Annotated in this window: 11 protein-coding genes; 10 read left to right on the forward strand and 1 reads right to left on the reverse strand. The window is 65.8% G+C overall.

Features of this window, described 5'->3' with window-relative positions; all coding sequences use genetic code 11:
- Positions 1-56 precede the first annotated feature (56 nt).
- Positions 57-551, reverse strand: a complete 495-nt coding sequence (locus tag E4O92_RS09430) for a DUF1640 domain-containing protein (protein WP_135189511.1) — start codon at positions 549-551, stop codon at positions 57-59.
- Positions 552-690: 139 nt separating this feature from the next.
- Here E4O92_RS09430 and leuS point away from each other — a divergent pair, with 139 nt between their 5' ends.
- From leuS to E4O92_RS09480, 10 genes are all read left to right on the forward strand, one after another.
- Positions 691-3,336, forward strand: coding sequence for a leucine--tRNA ligase (leuS, locus tag E4O92_RS09435; protein ID WP_135189512.1), 2,646 nt, complete (start codon positions 691-693; stop codon positions 3,334-3,336).
- A gap of 3 nt (positions 3,337-3,339) precedes the next feature.
- Positions 3,340-3,864: an LPS-assembly lipoprotein LptE gene (locus tag E4O92_RS09440; RefSeq protein WP_135189513.1), complete on the forward strand. Its 525-nt coding sequence runs from the start codon at positions 3,340-3,342 to the stop codon at positions 3,862-3,864.
- 3 nt (positions 3,865-3,867) lie between these two features.
- Positions 3,868-4,881, forward strand: a complete 1,014-nt coding sequence (holA, locus tag E4O92_RS09445) for a DNA polymerase III subunit delta (protein WP_135189514.1) — start codon at positions 3,868-3,870, stop codon at positions 4,879-4,881.
- Between the two features lie 162 nt (positions 4,882-5,043).
- Positions 5,044-6,309 (forward strand): glutamate-5-semialdehyde dehydrogenase, encoded by a 1,266-nt coding sequence (locus tag E4O92_RS09450; protein ID WP_135189515.1) that lies wholly within the window; start codon positions 5,044-5,046, stop codon positions 6,307-6,309.
- Positions 6,310-6,329: 20 nt separating this feature from the next.
- Positions 6,330-6,740: a CopD family protein gene (locus E4O92_RS09455; RefSeq protein WP_135189516.1), complete on the forward strand. Its 411-nt coding sequence runs from the start codon at positions 6,330-6,332 to the stop codon at positions 6,738-6,740.
- Positions 6,741-6,749: 9 nt separating this feature from the next.
- A complete protein-coding gene (locus E4O92_RS09460) occupies positions 6,750-7,355 on the forward strand; it encodes a 2-hydroxychromene-2-carboxylate isomerase (protein ID WP_135189517.1) in 606 nt (201 codons plus the stop codon).
- A 234-nt stretch (positions 7,356-7,589) separates the two neighbouring features.
- Complete coding sequence (locus E4O92_RS09465) at positions 7,590-8,795, forward strand: THUMP domain-containing class I SAM-dependent RNA methyltransferase (protein ID WP_441295152.1); 1,206 nt, start codon at positions 7,590-7,592, stop codon at positions 8,793-8,795.
- A 3-nt stretch (positions 8,796-8,798) separates the two neighbouring features.
- Positions 8,799-10,076 carry a multidrug effflux MFS transporter gene (locus E4O92_RS09470; RefSeq protein WP_135189518.1) on the forward strand — a complete coding sequence of 426 codons (1,278 nt, stop codon included), beginning with the start codon at positions 8,799-8,801 and terminating at the stop codon, positions 10,074-10,076.
- Positions 10,077-10,317: 241 nt separating this feature from the next.
- Entirely contained in the window at positions 10,318-12,462 is a 2,145-nt protein-coding gene (locus tag E4O92_RS09475; protein WP_135189519.1) for an HDOD domain-containing protein, read from the forward strand.
- Positions 12,463-12,476: 14 nt separating this feature from the next.
- A complete protein-coding gene (locus E4O92_RS09480; protein WP_135189520.1) occupies positions 12,477-14,708 on the forward strand; it encodes a putative bifunctional diguanylate cyclase/phosphodiesterase in 2,232 nt (743 codons plus the stop codon).
- The last annotated feature ends 1 nt before the right edge of the window (position 14,709 follow it).

The following is a 14,709-nucleotide window of genomic DNA, read 5'->3' on the forward strand; positions in this document are numbered from 1 at the left end:
CAGCCGCGAGCCAGCATACGGTGACCGCGTGCGCACAGGTGCGCACCCTACGATGTTCACACGAAGGATGATTTGACGATCAGCCCGATCAGAAGGGCCAGCGTTAGAGCATTCATCCATTTCAGGTAGCCCGCCGCGTCCTTGAGTGCGTCGATTTTCGTTCGCAGTCGGGCTTCGGATTCCGCGATTTCCGTCCGCAGCCGAGCTTCGGATTCCGCGATTTTCGTCCGCAGCCGGGCTTCGGACTGGACAATCTCGCCGCGCAGACGCGATTCACTCTCGCTGATCTCAGAGCCCAACCTGGCCGCGGTTTTGCTAATCTCAGAGCCCAACCTGGCCGCGGTTTCGCTGATCTCAGAGCGCAGCTTGGCCTTGGTCTCCGCGAGCTTGTACACAATCTCGCTCCTGGCCTCGTGCAGGTCTCCCGGCAGCACCACGCAATTGCTGACCACATGCGCCAGCGTACGTGCATGCACCTCCGCCTGGTCTTTCGGCACGCCGGCCGCTTCCAGTTCGCGGGCGTAAGCGATCGCGTCGAATTGAATACTCATGTATGTTTAGACAGTATTCGGCCACAGCGGTTCGCGCATTCGTCCATATGCTCAGCCTTGTGACCGCCCCGCTCACGCCGCAGTGCAAGATGAACCAGTATAATGTTCTGCTCCACTCCTTTTTTCTCCGCAGAACATCATGCAAGACAAATATAGTCCGGCCGACGTCGAACAGGCCGCTCAGGGCCACTGGAAGTCGATCGACGCATACAAGGCTGTCGAGCACGACCCGCGTTTCCCGAAGGGTAAATACTACGCCTGCTCGATGCTGCCTTACCCGTCCGGCAAGCTGCACATGGGCCATGTGCGCAACTATACGATCAACGACGTGATGTACCGTTACCTGCGGATGAACGGTTACAACGTGCTCATGCCGATGGGCTGGGACGCCTTCGGCATGCCGGCCGAGAACGCCGCGATGGCGAACAAGGTGCCGCCCGCGGAGTGGACCTATTCGAACATCGCGCACATGAAAAAGCAGATGGAATCGATGGGCCTGGCGATCGACTGGTCGCGCGAGATGACCGCCTGCAAACCGGAATACTACAAGTGGAACCAGTGGATGTTCCTCAAGATGCTGGAGAAGGGCCTCATCTACCTGAAGACCGGCACCGTGAACTGGGACCCGGTGGACCAGACCGTGCTGGCCAACGAGCAGGTGATCGACGGCCGCGGCTGGCGCTCGGGCGCGCTGATCGAAAAGCGCGAGATCCCGATGTACTACGTGCGCATCACCGACTACGCCGAGGAACTGCTCGACCACGTGGAACACAAGCTGCCGGGCTGGCCGGAGCGCGTGCGCGTGATGCAGGCCAACTGGATCGGCAAGTCCACCGGCGTGCGCTTCGCCTTCCCGCACCAAATCCGCGACGATAACGGCGACCTGGTTGGCGACGGCAAGATGTACGTGTTCACCACCCGTGCCGACACCATCATGGGCGTGACTTTCTGCGCCGTGGCGGCCGAGCACGCGCTGGCCCAGCACGCGGCCCGGAATAACCCGGCGCTGGCCGAGTTCATCGCCGAGTGCAAGAAGGGCAGCGTGATCGAAGCCGACATGGCGACGATGGAAAAGAAGGGCATGCCCACCGGCCTGACCGTGACCCACCCGCTGACCGGCGAACAGGTGCCGGTCTGGGTCGGCAACTACGTGTTGATCACCTACGGCGACGGCGCCGTGATGGGCGTGCCGGGCCACGACGAGCGCGACTTCGCGTTCGCGAAAAAATACGACCTGCCGATCAAGCAGGTGGTGGCAGTACAAGGGCAGACCTTCTCGCTGGACGGCTGGCAGGAGTGGTATGGCGACAAGGAGCACGGCATCACGGTCAACTCCGGCAAGTACGACGGCCTGGACTACCCGGCCGCGGTGAACGCGGTGGCCGGCGACCTGGCGAACCTGGGCCTGGGCGACAAGAAGGTCACCTTCCGCCTGCGCGACTGGGGCATCTCGCGCCAGCGCTACTGGGGCACCCCGATCCCGATCATCCACTGCGACACCTGCGGCCCGGTACCGGTGCCCGAGCAGGACCTGCCGGTGGTGCTGCCCGAGGACTGCGTCCCGGACGGCAGCGGCAACCCTTTGACCAAGCACGAGGCCTTCCTCAAGTGCGACTGCCCCAAGTGCGGCAAGCCGGCGCGCCGCGAAACCGACACGATGGACACCTTCATCGACTCGTCGTGGTACTACATGCGCTATACCTCGCCTGGTTCGAACGACAAGATGGTCGACCCGGCGCGCAACGACTACTGGATGCCGATGGACCAGTACATCGGCGGCATCGAGCACGCTGTGCTGCACCTGCTGTACGCGCGCTTCTGGACCAAGGTCATGCGCGACTTCGGCCTGGTCAATTTCGACGAGCCGTTCGTCAACCTGCTCACCCAGGGCATGGTGCTCAACGAGACCTACTACCGCGAGGACGCATCGGGCAAGAAGACCTGGTTCAACCCGGAGGACGTGCACGTGTCGTTCGACGACAAGGGCCGCCCGGTCAGTGCCACGCTGGCATCCGACGGCCAGCCGGTGGCGCTGGGCGGCACCGAGAAGATGTCCAAGTCGAAGAACAACGGCATCGACCCGCAGGCCCAGATCGAACAGTACGGCGCCGATACGGCGCGCCTGTTCACGATGTTCGCCGCGCCGCCGGAACAGACCCTCGAGTGGTCCAGCAGCGGCGTGGAAGGCGCGAGCCGCTTCCTGCGCCGCGTGTGGGCCTACGCGTATTCGCAGCGCGAGCGGGTGGCTGCGGCGCTCGCGGGCCAGCAGGAAGGCACCCTCGATGAAGCGCACAAGACGCTGCGCCGCGAGGTGCATAAGCTCTTGCAGCAGGCCGACTACGACCTCAAGCGCATCCAGTACAACACCGTGGTCTCGGCATGCATGAAGATGCTCAACACGCTCGAATCGACCAAGCTGGAAGCGGGCGTCGCCGGCGACGCGGTGATCGCCGAAGGACTGTCGATCTTCCTGCGCCTGCTTAACCCGGTCGCGCCGCACATCACGCACGTGCTGTGGCAGGAGCTCGGTTACGGCGCCCGGTACGGCGACATTCTCGACGCGTCCTGGCCGGAAGTCGACCCGGCCGCGCTGGAGCAGGCCGAGATCGAGATGATGATCCAGGTGAACGGCAAGCTGCGTGGCTCGGTCAAGGTGGCCAAGGATGCCGACAAGGCCGCGATCGAGCAGGCCGCGCTGGCTTCGGAGGCGGCGCACAAGTTCGTCGAAGGCACGCCGAAGAAGGTCATCGTCGTGCCCGGCAAGCTGGTCAACATCGTGGTGTAAGCGATGCGCGCGCCCCGACCCTACCTGATGCGCGCGCTGCTGGCGCTGCTGCTGGCGGCGCTCGTCGCCGGCTGCGGCTTCCAGCTGCGCGGCACCGGCGGCACTTACAACATGCCGTTCCACCGCATCTTTGTCGGCATCCCGGACACTTCACCGCTCGGCAATGACCTCAAGCGCAACCTGCGCGGCGCGGACACCATCACCATCGTCGACAAGCCGGAGGAGTCCGATGCGCAGGTCCTGCTGGTGAGCGAAGCGCGCGGCCGCTCGATCCTGTCGCTTAACAGCCTGGGCCGGGCGCGCGAATACCTGCTGACCTACACGGTGGTGTTCCGGGTGCTCGACGGGAAGGGCGCGACGCTGCTCGGCCCGACCGAGATCGCCCTGCGCCGCAACCTGGCGTACGACGAGACCCAGGTGCTGGCCAAGGAAGCGGAAGCAAACCAGTTGTACCGCGACATGCAGGGCGACGCGGTGCAGCAGATGATCCGCCGGCTGGCCGCGCTCAAGCCACCGGCGCAAGGGTAAAGGATGATACTTCGGCCTGAGGCGCTCGAAGGCCAGCTGGCAAAGGGACTGGCGCCGCTGTACGTGATCACCAGCGACGAGCACCTGCTGGCGCTGGAGGCGGCGGACCGCATCCGGCGCGCCGCGCGCGCGGCCGGCTACACCGAGCGCGATGTCCTCTCGGTGGAGCGCGGCTTCAAGTGGGGCGAACTGCTGGCGGCGAACCAGGCCATGTCGCTGTTCGGCGACAAGAAGCTGATCGAGCTGCGCATCCCCGGCGGCAAGCCGGGCAAGGACGGCAGCGCCGCGCTGCAAAGCTACGCCAAGGACCTGTCGCCGGATACCCTGACCCTGATCACCCTGCCCAAGCTCGACTGGCAGACCGCCAAGTCGTCGTGGGTGGCGGCGCTGCAGCAGGCCGCAGTGTATGTCGAGATCCCGAACGTCGAGCGCGCGCAGCTGCCAAGCTGGATCGGCATGCGCTTATCAAGCCAGGGACAGAGCGCCGACCGCCAGAGCCTGGACTTCATCGCCGACCGGGTCGAGGGCAACCTGCTGGCTGCGCACCAGGAGATCCAGAAGCTGGGCCTGTTGTACGAGCCGGGCAAGCTCAGTTTCGAGCAGGTGCAGGACGCCGTGCTCAACGTGGCGCGCTACGACGTGTTCAAGCTGTCCGAAGCGATGCTGGCGGGCGACGCCGCGCGGCTCTCGCGCATGCTCGACGGCCTGAAGGGCGAGGGCGAGGCGCTGCCGCTGGTGTTGTGGGCCGTGTCCGAAGAAATCCGCACGCTGTTAAAATTAAAAGCAGGGATGGCGCAGGGACGCCCGCTTGGCGCGCTGATGAAGGAATACCGGATCTGGGGACCGCGCGAGCGGATGATGGACCCGGCGTTGCGGCGCGTTTCGCTGCCCGTGCTCGAACAGGCGCTGCAGGATGCGGCCCAGGTCGACAAGATGGTCAAGGGCCTGCGCGCGAAGCAGTTCGCCGGCGACGCGTGGGACGCCATGTTGCAGCTGGCGCTGAAGGTGGCGCGCTGACGAAACACCCGTCGTTCCCGCCACTGGCGGAAACGACTTCCCGCCTTCGCGGGAACGACGGGTGTAAAACGCCTCGGCACGCGAGGTGACCGAGCAGCCGCCTAACGCAATGCAAACCAAGCCGATTCGCTCGCTGCGATCGGCACAACGGACACCGACACGATGGACATCACCGAATACATGCACACCCTTGGCCGCCAGGCCCGGGCGGCGTCGCGCGCCATGGCCAGGGCCGACAGCGCCACCCGCAACCGTGCGCTGCACCTGATCGCCGACGCCATCGAGCGCGACTCATCGATCCTGCGCGCCGCCAACGAGCAGGACCTTGATGCAGCACGCGCCAGCGGCCTGGGTCCGGCCCTCGTCGACCGCCTCACGCTGTCCGAATCGGCGATCGCGACCATGGTCGACGGCCTGCGCCAGATCGCCGCGCTGCCCGACCCGATCGGCGAAATCTCGGACCTGAAATTTCGCCCGAGCGGCATCCAGGTGGGGAAAATGCGTGTGCCGCTGGGCGTAATCGGCATCATCTACGAGGCGCGTCCGAACGTGACGGTGGACGCGGCCGGCCTGTGCATCAAGAGCGGCAACGCCACCATCCTGCGCGGAGGGTCTGAAGCGATCAACTGCAACCGCGCGCTGGCCGCGTTGGTGGCCGAGGGCCTGGTCGGCGCCGGCCTGCCCGAACACGGGGTGCAGGTGGTCGAGACCACCGACCGCGCGGCGGTCGGCGCGTTGATCACCATGCCGCAATACGTGGACGTGATCGTCCCGCGCGGCGGCAAGGGCCTGATCGAACGCCTGATGCAGGAAGCGACGGTCCCGATGATCAAGCACCTGGACGGCATCTGCCACGTCTACATCGACGACAAGGCCGATGTCGAGAAGGCGCTGCGCATCGCGCTGAACGCCAAGACCCACCGCTACGGCACCTGCAACACGATGGAGACGCTGCTGGTCGCGCGCGACCTCGCGCCGCTCGTGCTGCCGCAGCTGGCGGAGATGTACGCGGCCAAGCAGGTCGAGCTGCGCGCCGACCCCGAGAGCCACCACATCCTGCAGGGCTATCCGTACCTGGTCGAGGCTGTTCCTGAAGACTGGAGCACGGAATACCTGGCCCCGATCCTGTCGGTCAAGGTGGTCGGCGGCCTGGATGAGGCGATCGACCACATCAACACGTATTCGTCCAGGCACACCGACGCGATCGTCACCGAGGACTACAGCGCCGCGCTGCGCTTCTTGCGCGAGGTCGATTCGGCGTCGGTCATGGTCAACGCCTCGACCCGCTTTGCCGACGGCTTCGAATACGGCCTGGGCGCCGAGATCGGCATCTCGAACGACAAGCTGCACGCGCGCGGGCCGGTGGGGCTGGAAGGCCTTACCTCGCTCAAGTACGTGGTGTTTGGCCACGGCGAAATTCGCAAATAAGAACGACACTAAGGACGCTAATGCTCTGGATTAAAGCCTTCCACATCGTTTTCATCACGTCCTGGTTCGCTGGCCTGTTCTACCTGCCGCGCATCTTTGTCAACCTGGCCCAGGAAACCAACGAAGCCGCGGCCCTGCGCCTGCTGGGCATGGCGCGCCGCCTGTACCGTTTCACGACCATGCTGGCCGTGCCCGCCGTGCTGCTGGGCCTGTGGTTGTGGCTCGGCTACGGCTTTCGCGGCGGCTGGCTGCATGCCAAGCTGGCGCTGGTGATTCTCGTGATCGGCTACCATCACGCTTGCGGATCGCTGCTGCGCAAGTTCGAGAACGGCGCCAACCGCCGCAGTCACACCTGGTACCGTTATTTCAACGAGGTTCCGGTGCTGCTGCTGCTGGCGATCGTGATCCTGGTGGTGGTCAAACCTTTCTGATTGCGAGCGATGAGTAAAGTCATCCAGTATTTCTTCGCACCCCAGTCGCCCTGGACCTACCTCGGCCACGACCGGCTCTTGACGCTGGCGCGCCAGTACGGCGCCCAGGTCGAGCCCAGGCCGTTCGACCTGGCCCGCGTGTTCGGCCTGACCGGCGGCCTGCCGCTCGCCAAGCGCCCGCCGGAACGCCAGGCCTACCGGCTGCAGGAACTGCGGCGCTGGTCAGACTTTCTCGGCCTGCGGATGAATGTGGAGCCGAAGTTCTTCCCGGTGGCGCCGGAGCTGGCCTCCAGGCTCATCATCGCCGCGCGCGACGCGGCCGGTGCCGACACGGCGCTGGCGCTGGCAGGTGCGATCATGCGCGCCGTGTGGGCGGAGGAGAAGAACATCGCCGACCCGGCCACGCTGTCGCAGCTGGCCGTCGAGAGCGGCCTGGATGCCCCCGCCGTGATGCAGGCGGCGCAGCAGCCCAAGGCCGAGGAGCAGTACCAGCGCAACACCGACGATGCGCTGGCGGCTGGCGTGTTCGGCGTGCCCTGGTACGTGGTCGACGGGCAGGGCTTCTGGGGCCAGGACCGGCTCGATTTCGTCGAACGCCATCTGCAGCAGCGGTAGGGGGCGCGGGGCCGCCGAGGACCTGTGCGCACGCGGTGCAAAGTGTGCCGAATGTCGTCATTGCCGTGAGCTATGATAGGGTGACCGCGTGCGCACAGGTGCGCACCCTACGGCCTGAGATCACACCTAGCGGTGGCATAGCCTTTTGATGCGACCTCCCGCTTATATCGCATGGCGCGGCCCGGCCGCGCCCTGCCCAGCTTTTTTTTAAACTAACGGACAAAGGGTACCCCTATGACCTCTTATTTCCTCCCGTGCCCGCGCGGCATGGAAGCCGCACTGGCCGAAGAACTTGGCGAGATCGCCCAGCAAAGCACTACCCTGAAGGTGCACAACCAGGTGCCGGGTGGCGTGCACTGCTCCGGTTCCCTGATCGACGCCTACCGCATCAACCTGCACTCGCGCATCGCCTCACGGGTGCTGATGCGCATGGCGCAGGCCAGCTACGCCAACGAGAACGACATCTACGACCTGGTGCTCGAACAGCCCTGGGAAGACTGGTTCGGTCCCGAGCACACCATCCGGGTCGACATCACGGCGGTCAAGTCGCCGCTCAAGAGCCTCGAGTTCACCACGCTTAAGATCAAGGACGCGGTGTGCGACCGCTTCCGCGACCAGTTCGGCCGCCGCCCTTCGGTCAACACGCGCGAGCCGGACATGCGCATCGTCGGCTTTCTCGACCAGCGCAACTTCACGATCTATCTCGACACCTCGGGCGAGGCGCTGTTCAAGCGCGGCTGGCGCCAGGAGACCGGCGACGCGCCGCTGCGCGAGAACCTGGCTGCGGGCCTGCTGCGCGTGTCCGGCTGGCGCCCCGGCACGCCGCTGTTCGACCCCATGTGCGGCTCCGGCACGATTTTGATCGAGGCCGCGCAGATGGTGCAGGGCATTCCTCCGGGCGCGCGCCGCCGCTTCGCGTTCGAGAAGTTCCGCGACTTCGACCGTCAGGCCTGGCAGGACATCAAGGCCGAGATCAAGCCCAATGCGCTGCCGTTTGATCCGACCCTCTTCGGTTCCGACATTTCGGGCGACATGATCGCGATGACGCGCCATAACATGAAGATGGCCGGCGTCCTGTTCGATGTCCCGCTCAAGCAGATCGAGGCGCAGGCGGTCAAGCCACCGGTCGAGCAGTCCGGCATTTTGCTGACCAATCCGCCGTACGGCGAACGGATCGGCGTGCGCGGCGATTCCACCATTGCGCGCGATGAGATGGCGGTGCAGTTCTACCAGGCGCTGGGCACCACGCTCAAGCAGCGCTTCGCCGGCTGGACCGTGTACCTGTTCACGGCGGACCTGTCGCTGCCCAAGCTCTTGCGCCTGAAGGAGTCGCGCAAGACCCCATTTTTCAACGGCGCGCTCGAATGCCGCCTGTTCCGCTTCGACATGGTGGCCGGCTACAACCGGCGCGAGGAAGCCAAACCCAAACAAGACCAGTAATTCATGCTGCCCACCGAACCTTCGAACATACCAAAAGATCCTGTCACTCCCGTCCCGCTGCCCGCGCCGCACCGGGTCACCATGCTATCTGCCGGCGGGCTGGCCGCGCTGCTGGCCTCGCTGGCGATGCTCGGGCCGTTCTCGGTCGACGCCTACCTGCCGGCCTTCCCGCACATCCAGGCCGACCTGGCGGCGTCAAGCATCGAGGTCCAGCAGACCCTGACCGCCTACATGCTGGCGTTCGCCGTGATGTCGCTGTGGCACGGCGCGATGTCGGACGCCTTCGGGCGCCGCAACGTGGTGCTGGTCGCCCTGATCGTGTTCGCGGTGGGCACCTTCGGCTGCGCTGCCTCGCATTCGGTGCACTACCTCTGGGTATTCCGCATCATGCAGGGCGTCTCGGCCGGCGCAGGCGTGGTGGTCGGGCGCGCGATCATCCGCGACCTGTACTCCAACGCGCCGGCCGCGCGCCTGCTGTCGATGGTGACGATGATCTTCTCTATCGCACCTGCGATCGCGCCGGTGCTGGGCGGGATGATCGTGGTCTGGTTCGACTGGCGCGCGATCTTCCTGGCGCTGCTCGCGTTCACCCTGGTGCTGTGGTACGTGTGCTGGCAGCACCTGCCCGAAACCATGCCGGCATCGCAGCGCCAGCCCTTCAATCCACGCTTCCTGGCACAGAGCTACTGGTCCATCTTCAGTTCCTTCCTGTTCCAGATGAAGTCGGCCGTGGTCGCGCTGAACTTCGGCGGCATGTTCCTGTTCATCGCCGGCGCACCGGTGCTGCTGCCGCAGCACCTGCACCTGGGGCCATCGCAGTTCGCCTGGCTGTTCGTGCCCGCGGTGGCCGGCATCTTCCTGGGCGCGCTGGTGGCCAACCGGATGGCGGGGAAGATGAGCTTCGCGCGCCAGATCGGCATCGGCTACGGCCTCATGCTGGCCGCGGTCACCGCCAGCGTGACGTATCACGCGGTGCTGCCGCCGGCGCTGCCGTGGACCGTGCTGCCGATGTTCTTCTATAACTTCGGCAGCTCGATCATCAACCCCAGCGCCACCTTGCTCACCCTCGACCTGTTCCCGCACATCCGCGGCACGGTCGCGTCCTGCCAGTCGTTCATGACCACGCTGATGGGGGCGCTGGTGGCGGGCCTGATCGCGCCGGCCCTGACCCATTCGGTGCTCGCGATGGCGCTCGGCCAGGCGGCCTTTGCGCTGGCTTCGCTGGCCTGCTGGCTCACTTCGCGCCATTACCGGCGCAGGCAGGCGCGCTACGGGAGCTAAGGCGACCACCATGTTTGTTGCATATGTGACCGGAAAATCGTGGAAAACAAGAAACTTTTTTCGGAAACTATTCTTCCTGAACAGCAATTTCGTGTATATATGCTAAGATAAGCGGATAAAAATTCGAATTGGGCGGGAAAATCCCGTTTATTCACAGGCACGGAACAAGAAAAAGTCGTGGCGGCTCGTTGCGCAAGCGCCACGGGGAGACAACCATCCTTCGGCGGCACTGCTTGAGATAATGCATCAACCAGACCAGGACATACGCAATCGCTTGCTGATCGCCCGCCTGCCGGCCATGCCGCAGATTCTCGTGAAGCTGCTGGGGCACCTTCAGGCCGACGACCTGGGCATGCAGGAGCTGGCCGCCCTGATCGCCAAGGACGCCGGCATCACCGGCAAGATCCTCACGGTGGCCAACAGCTCGGCCTATCACCGGGGCGCGCGCAGCGTCAACCTGGAACAGTCGCTGGTGGCGCTGGGCACGGACATGATCAAGACGCTGGTCATCAGCGACTCGGTGTTCCAGACCTTTAACAGCTTTCCCCACTCCGGCAGCACCGACCTGCGCGCGTTCTGGAAAAATTCGCTGTCGGCCGCCGTGATCGCGCGCGAGCTGGCGCGGCGCATGGACTATCCGCAGCTGGAGGAAGCCTACCTGGCCGGCCTGCTGCACAACGTCGGGCGGCTGGCGCTCCTGGCCGCCGCGCCCAAGGAATACGCCTTCAACTTCACCGCGCGTGACGACGAGGACCTGTGCGCGGTCGAGCAGCGCACGCTGCAGATCACCCACGCCGAGGCCGGCGCCTGGCTGATCGAGCGCTGGCAGCTCGATTCGTTCCTGGCCGATGCGGTGCTGTACCACCACGAGCCGGGCGAGCGGCTGGAAGCGAGCCATCCCCTGATCCGCATCGTGCGCCTGGCGCACCTGCTGTCGGCCCATCCGGATGACGACGCGACGCTGGACGAGGGCGCTGCGCTGTGCGGCATCGATCCGGGCGACCTGATTGAACTTGTCAAAGCCGCCGCGCGCCAGGTCGAGACCGCGGCCGCGCACCTGGGCATCGACTTGTCCGGGGCCGACCAGATTCCGGCCCCGCCCGCGTCCGCCCCGCCGGTCCTGGACCCGGTGCAGCAGAAGCTGTCCGAGGAGGTGCGCAACCTGGTGCTGGTGTCCGAAATCGGCCAGACCCTGGCGCGCCAGCAGGGCGAGTCCGGCATCCTGGAAGCGATGACGCGCTCGGCGCGCATCCTGTTCGACTTCGACAATACCCTGGTGCTGCTCGAGAACCCGACCGGCCAGGCGCTGATCGGCGCGCCCACCGGCGGCGCCCAGCGCATCGCCGAATTCTCGATCCCGCTGGCCCGGGGCGGCGCGATCGCGCAAAGCGCGCTCGAGCGGCGCCTGGCGTTCGTGGCGCGCGACGGCGCGCCGATCGGCCTGGCCGAAGAGCAGCTGCTGCGCATGCTCGGCACCGAGTCGCTGGTGTGCGTGCCGCTGGTGGCCGGCGCGCGCTGCCTGGGGGTGATGATCGGCGGCGTCGCGGCCTGCCAGGTCGCCGCCGTGCAAAAGCGCGAGCGCTTCCTGCAGTCGTTCGGCGCGCAGGCCGCGCAGGCGCTGGAGACCGCGCTGTCCGAGCGCGGCCACGCGCGGCGCCAGCTGGCCCAGGTGGCCGAGGAATACCGCCAGGCGTCGCGGCGCGTGGTGCACGAGGTGAACAACCCGCTCTCGATCATCAAGAACTACCTGTCGGTCCTGGACAGCAAGCTGGCGCGCCAGGAGCCGGTCAGCGGCGAAATGGCGATCCTGAACGAGGAGATCGACCGCGTCGGCCAGTTGGTGGGCAGCCTGGCCGACCTGCAGCCGGCCGATGCCGGGCCGCGCCCGACCGACGTGGCCAAGGTGGCGGCCGAGGTGGTACACCTGTTCCGCGCCACCGACTTCGTGCCGCCGATGGTCGAGATCGTGCTGTCGATGCCGGACGAAGCCGCGCGCATCGAAGGCGACGCCGACATCCTCAAGCAAATCCTGGTCAACCTGGTCAAGAACGCGATCGAAGCGTTGTTTGATTCCGGCGGGCGGATCGAGATCGCCAGCCGCGGCCACGTCAACCGCGAACGCAAGCTGTACCTGGAACTGGTGGTGTCCGACACCGGCCCCGGCTTGTCCAGCGAAGTGCTGGCCAACCTGTTCTCGGCGGTGAAGAGCACCAAGGACGGCGCCCACCACGGGCTGGGGCTGTCGATCGTGCACAGCCTGGTCAAGAAGCTGCACGGGGACATCGCCTGCCGCAGCGGCAAGACCGGCACCTCGTTTGAAATTCTGCTGCCGGCATGGGCCGGCACCACCAACGCGCCCGCCCTGCCGGCGCGCGCGCTGGGCTGATGTAAAAGGTAATAATGATCGCGAACTCCGCCAATGCCTTGCAAGCTGTCCTTTCCGGCGAAAGCGCACCATTGCTCCTCGATCCCGACGCCCAGCCACGCCTGCTCCTGGTGGACGACGAGCCGCGCCTGCTCTCGTCGCTGCATGAGCTGCTGCAGGACCGCGGCTACCAGCTGGTGACCGCCGCCAGCGGCAGCGAGGCGCTGGCCCAGCTGTCCAAACTGCGCTTCGACCTGGTGCTGCTCGACCTGCGCCTGCCCGACATCGGCGGCCACGAGATCATGGACTTCATCAACGAGAAGGGCATTGATGCCGAGGTGATCGTGATGAGCGGCGAGGTCGGGATCGACGCCGCGATCGGGGCCTTGAAGCGCGGCGCCTACGACTACCTGAGGAAGCCCTACAGCCGCGAGGAGCTGCTGCAGACGGTGGCCAATGCGCTCAAGCAGCGCCGCCTGGCGCAGGCCAACCGCCGCATCGCGACCCAGCTCGAGAACTCGGAAAAGATGTACCGCTACCTGGTCGACAGTAGTCCGGACATCATCTACACCCTGAACCACGAGGGCAAGTTCACGTTCGTGAACGACCGCGCCTACCAGCTGCTCGGCTTCACCCGCGAGGAGCTGATCGGCAAGCACTACTCGATCCTGGTGCACGAGGAAGACCTGGAGCGCGCGCGCTACGTGTTCAACGAGCGCCGCGTCGACGAGCGCGCCAGCCGCAACGTCGAGCTGCGCCTGAAGTGCCACCAGGGCCACAACCAGGACCGCACCTTCAGCAACACCGTGATGACGATCTCGCTGAACTCGATCGGCATGCACGTGCCCGACGCCGAGGTCAAGAAGCTCGAGTTCTTCGGCACCTACGGCGTGGCGCGCGACATCACCGACAGGAAGCGCGCCGAGGAGGTGATCTCCTACCAGGCCTACCACGACATCCTGACCGACCTGCCCAACCGGATCCTGTTCAAGGACCGGCTTGGCCTGGCCGTGATCCAGGCCAAGCGCAAGCAGAGCGAACTGGCGGTCATGTTCATCGACCTGGACCGCTTCAAGCTGGTCAACGACACGCTCGGCCACGTCAAGGGCGACGAGCTGCTGCAGCAGGTGGCGGTGCGCCTGAAGTCCTGCCTGCGCCGCGGCGACACCCTGGCGCGCCAGGGCGGCGACGAATTCACGATCGTGCTGCCCGAACTGCGCGACCGCGACGACGCGCGCCTCATCGCCGACAAGTTCCTCGAGTGCCTGCAGGCGCCGTTCGACCTGGACGGCCACTCCGTGCACATCTCGGCCTCGATCGGCATCGCGATCTATCCGGGTGACGGCGAATCGATCGACGAGCTGCTGCGCCACGCCGACATCGCCATGTACCAGGTCAAGGCGCAGGGGAAGAACGGCCACAGCTTCTACCACAACTCGATGCTCGACGTATCGCACCAGAAGGTGGTGCTCGAGCAGGCGCTGCGCCGCGCGCTCGAGCAGGGCGAGCTGGAGATGTACTACCAGCCGCAGGTGGACGTGATCACCGGCCGCATCGTCGGCGCCGAGGGCCTGATGCGCTGGAACCACCCGCAGCGTGGCCTGCTGTCGGCCGGCGAGTTCCTGCCGTTCGCCGAGGAGAGCGGGCTGATGCTGCCGATCTCGGACTGGATGATCGGCGCCCTGTGCCGCGATATGCTGCAGTGGAACATGGCCGGCGGCCAGCCGATCCGGCTGTCGCTGAACCTCTCGCCCCAGTACCTGGACCGCGGCGACTTCTTCGAGAAGATGCGCGGCTCGCTGGTGCGCTACGGGATCTCGCCCAGCCAGATCGAGGTCGAGATCACCGAGAACATCTGCATCCGCAACCCGCAGTACGCGATCGAGCAGCTCAACAAGCTGTGCCAGCTCGGGGTGTCGGTCGCGATCGACGACTTCGGCACCGGCTACTCGTCGCTGGCCTACCTGCACCGGTTCCCGATCCACACCATCAAGGTCGACCAGTCGTTCGTCAAGGAGATCCACGACGAGCACGGGCACTACCCGGTGATCCTGGCGATCATCTCGATCGCGCGCGGGCTGGGCCTGCACCTGATCGCGGAAGGCGTGGAGACCGAGGTGCAGGCGCGCTACCTGAAGGCCAACGGCTGCCTGACCATGCAGGGCTACCTGTATTACCGGCCAATTTCGCTGACGGCTTTCCTGGACGTGCTGCGCGGCCAGGGCCCCGCCACCGGCGTGCAGGCGCCGCGCGCGCACCTGGCCTAAC

Origin of the sequence: Massilia horti, assembly GCF_004614195.1 — a bacterium.
Lineage (GTDB): Bacteria > Pseudomonadota > Gammaproteobacteria > Burkholderiales > Burkholderiaceae_D > Telluria > Telluria horti.

Excerpts from the sequence above, each read along its gene's own strand:
- E4O92_RS09430 (WP_135189511.1), bottom strand. The coding sequence starts at position 551 with ATGAGTATTCAATTCGACGCGATCGCTTACGCCCGCGAACTGGAAGCG.
- leuS (WP_135189512.1), top strand. The coding sequence starts at position 691 with ATGCAAGACAAATATAGTCCGGCCGACGTCGAACAGGCCGCTCAGGGC.
- E4O92_RS09440 (WP_135189513.1), top strand. The coding sequence starts at position 3,340 with ATGCGCGCGCCCCGACCCTACCTGATGCGCGCGCTGCTGGCGCTGCTG.
- holA (WP_135189514.1), top strand. The coding sequence starts at position 3,868 with ATGATACTTCGGCCTGAGGCGCTCGAAGGCCAGCTGGCAAAGGGACTG.
- E4O92_RS09450 (WP_135189515.1), top strand. The coding sequence starts at position 5,044 with ATGGACATCACCGAATACATGCACACCCTTGGCCGCCAGGCCCGGGCG.
- E4O92_RS09455 (WP_135189516.1), top strand. The coding sequence starts at position 6,330 with ATGCTCTGGATTAAAGCCTTCCACATCGTTTTCATCACGTCCTGGTTC.
- E4O92_RS09460 (WP_135189517.1), top strand. The coding sequence starts at position 6,750 with ATGAGTAAAGTCATCCAGTATTTCTTCGCACCCCAGTCGCCCTGGACC.
- E4O92_RS09465 (WP_441295152.1), top strand. The coding sequence starts at position 7,590 with ATGACCTCTTATTTCCTCCCGTGCCCGCGCGGCATGGAAGCCGCACTG.
- E4O92_RS09470 (WP_135189518.1), top strand. The coding sequence starts at position 8,799 with ATGCTGCCCACCGAACCTTCGAACATACCAAAAGATCCTGTCACTCCC.
- E4O92_RS09475 (WP_135189519.1), top strand. The coding sequence starts at position 10,318 with ATGCATCAACCAGACCAGGACATACGCAATCGCTTGCTGATCGCCCGC.
- E4O92_RS09480 (WP_135189520.1), top strand. The coding sequence starts at position 12,477 with ATGATCGCGAACTCCGCCAATGCCTTGCAAGCTGTCCTTTCCGGCGAA.